This window comes from Oribacterium sp. P6A1, assembly GCF_000702885.1.
Lineage (GTDB): Bacteria > Bacillota > Clostridia > Lachnospirales > Lachnospiraceae > Oribacterium.
This window is the reverse complement of the sequence record NZ_JNKO01000075.1, coordinates 1-2,765: the sequence shown is the minus strand read 5'-3', so window position 1 is coordinate 2,765 and position 2,765 is coordinate 1. Positions and strand designations below refer to the sequence as shown.

At 41.3% G+C, this 2,765-nt stretch carries 3 protein-coding genes; 2 read left to right on the top strand and 1 reads right to left on the bottom strand.

What is annotated here, in order from left to right; genetic code table 11:
* Positions 1 to 481, top strand: a 481-nt coding sequence (locus T515_RS15995; protein WP_207641133.1) for a hypothetical protein, incomplete at its 5' end; no start/stop codon positions are given.
* 388 nt (positions 482 to 869) lie between these two features.
* Here the strand turns inward: T515_RS15995 and T515_RS15985 are convergent.
* Positions 870 to 2,216, bottom strand: a complete 1,347-nt coding sequence (locus T515_RS15985; protein WP_036613503.1) for an MATE family efflux transporter — start codon at positions 2,214 to 2,216, stop codon at positions 870 to 872.
* Between the two features lie 294 nt (positions 2,217 to 2,510).
* Between T515_RS15985 and T515_RS15980 the strand changes: the two genes are divergently transcribed.
* The coding region (locus tag T515_RS15980) for an RtcB family protein (RefSeq protein WP_036613501.1) at positions 2,511 to 2,765 on the top strand (255 nt) is incomplete at its 3' end.

The following is a 2,765-nucleotide window of genomic DNA, read 5'->3' as shown; positions in this document are numbered from 1 at the left end:
TAATCTTGAGCCAGGACAGAAGGTATTAAAAAACCCGTTAATCACCTCAAACGTAAACTATGAGTCATGGCTAGTAATGCGTGTAAATATTCCTACAGTAAGCAGAAGACTCTCAGATGAAGCTTCTGTAACAAGACATGATGCAGTGATTCTTGCAAAGAACGGCTTTGAAGAAGTTACAGAGCCTGCGGTTGGTCATAAGCTTGGCGAAGACACTGTTCTTCTCTCAAAGTACGAGCATGACGGTCAGACAGTTTATTACTATGGATTCTTAGAGCCTCTCCAGCCAAAGGAAAAGGATCCACATGAGACTCCTACATTATTCGACTACTTCAGAGTAGAGCTTTTTGCAATATGGGAAGAAAAAGAGAAAAGCTCCCTCACCCTTAACTTAAACGAAGACTCATTCGTTAAAGAGACCTTTTTCGAAGAGGAAGAAGAGGGGGTAACGGTTCATGCAGTATCAACAAGATCTGCATGAACATCAAAGAATGCTGAAGAAGCAGTTGAAACTGAGACAGGATCAGAAGAAATTGCTTTAGAAGACTCTGAATCTACCGAGATCAGCGAAATCGATTCGAAGGACGCTGAGACAGGATCAGGAGAAGTCGATGAGGGTTCACTGGACAAGGAAGATGGAGAGGAGAAGGAAACCACCAAATCTTCAACAGATTCATCTGATGATGCTGAACAGGTCAGCGAAAAAGTTGATATTGTTGAAGAAGAAAAGGTTTCTGATGATAAGGATTCCGATGAGTCGGACACAGATGATTTATCTGAAAAAGAATGATCTATTCTCTCAAAAAAGGAGTAGACAATGTCTGCTCCAATTTTTTAACTATTTTTCAGTGATTATAATAATAGAATGCTTATATCAGTTTCAGATCTTTTTTACGTGACATATATATCAAACATCCAAAACAGAGAAGTATCTGTACGATTGTGGAACAAGGTGTGGCAAGGCCGATATGGAACAGAGAACCCGGCATCAGCTTGCTCATCAGAAAAGATACCGGTACTCTGACTAAAAATGCTCCGATAATACCCTGAGCCATAACGAATGTGGTATATCCCATCCCGTTATAGAAACCGATAAAGCAGAACAAGAAACACGTGAAGAGACAGTCTACAGCATATGCCTTTATATACTCAAATCCGGCCTGAATAACAGCTGCATCAGAGGAGAATATACCAGAAAGCAGGTCTCCATGGAAAAATCCCGTATAGAACATTACCGCACCAAATATAAATGAAATTCCCACAGCGGCACGGAATCCCTTAAATGCTCTATCCAGTTTTCCCGCACCTCTGTTCTGGGCAACGAAGGCTGACATTGACTGCATAAAGGACATGGGAACAAGCATTATGAACACGCAGACTTTTTCTGCAACGCCTATACCTGCGGATGCCACCAATCCTATAGAATTCACTATGGCAAGGATCACAAGAAAAGACATTCCAACAAGAAGATCCTGTACGGCAATAGGTATTCCAAGCACAAGGATTCTGTTGATTATGCGAGTGTTCCATGTGATCATTTTCTTTTCCAGTTTGAAAGGCAGAGTTTTATGTGAAATAAGGATACATGAGATAACTACACTTATAAACTGAGCTCCCACAGTAGCAAGCGCTGCGCCCTTTGTTCCCATATGTAAAACCGCAACAAATAAAAGGTCACCAATTATATTACAGATACATGCTATCAAAACTGTGACAAGAGGAGTATTGGAATCTCCCATGCCTCTGAAAATACCACCGATCATATTGTAAGCCATGATTACTATTATTCCGGCTCCGCAGATTCGGATATATGTAGTTGTCAATTCAAATGCTTCGACCGGAGCATGCATGGTCAAGGCAAGCTTTGGTGCGGATACCGGTATAAGCATTGTCAGGAAACAACCTATGGCTGCAAACAAAACGAGTCCGCTGCCGACGATCCTTCCTCCTTCATCTGCACGTTTTTCACCAATCTTCTGACCAAGAAAAATGGTCATACCCATACACAGGCTGCTGATTATATTTGTGATGGTGGCCATAATCTGAGAACCGGTGGAAACAGCAGATACATCAGCCGATTCCGCGAACTTTCCCACCACCAAAAGATCAACAGCACCGTACATCGCCTGTAGAAATAAGGCTAAAAGAACCGGTCCCGCAAACTTAAGAAGGGGTAAAACTATAGCACCTGATGTAAAATCTATTCTTTTTTCCATTGAGTATTTCCTCCGTCCAAATTCCTTATGGTAATAAAAAAAGCCGGACAAGAAGCTGGTATTTCAACCAGACATCTTATCCAGCTCGATATTTCAAAACGAATAACTCACCCTCCGATGACGTTCACATTCTAACATATAGAAGTCTAATGTCAACAGTTGCATTATTTTAAAGTACAATCCTGATCCATCAGGATTTCTTTAACGCATCCATCATAATATCATCATGATAAATGGCAAGGTCTTTAAGAGTAAGTTCTGTTTCACAATCACGAATCGGTAATTGCCATTTTCATGTATCGCGAATATGTTCCATCCGGAAGAGAAGTTAACGAAGGAAGACTTGAACGATTCCCGGAGCTCCAGGAAATGAAGTGCTACCGAAATCTCAAGGATACAAAGAAGATTGAGAGAGCCATAGGCAGTCTCGGAGGCGGAAATCATTTCATAGAGATTGATAAGGACGATGAAGGTAATAAGTATCTTGTAATCCATACAGGAAGCAGACAGCTCGGAAAGGAAGTATGTGAGTACTATCAGGGCGTTGCT

What these genes read in the sequence shown, in the direction of transcription:
- T515_RS15985 (WP_036613503.1), bottom strand. Translation starts at nt 2,216, where the DNA reads ATGGAAAAAAGAATAGATTTTACATCAGGTGCTATAGTTTTACCCCTT.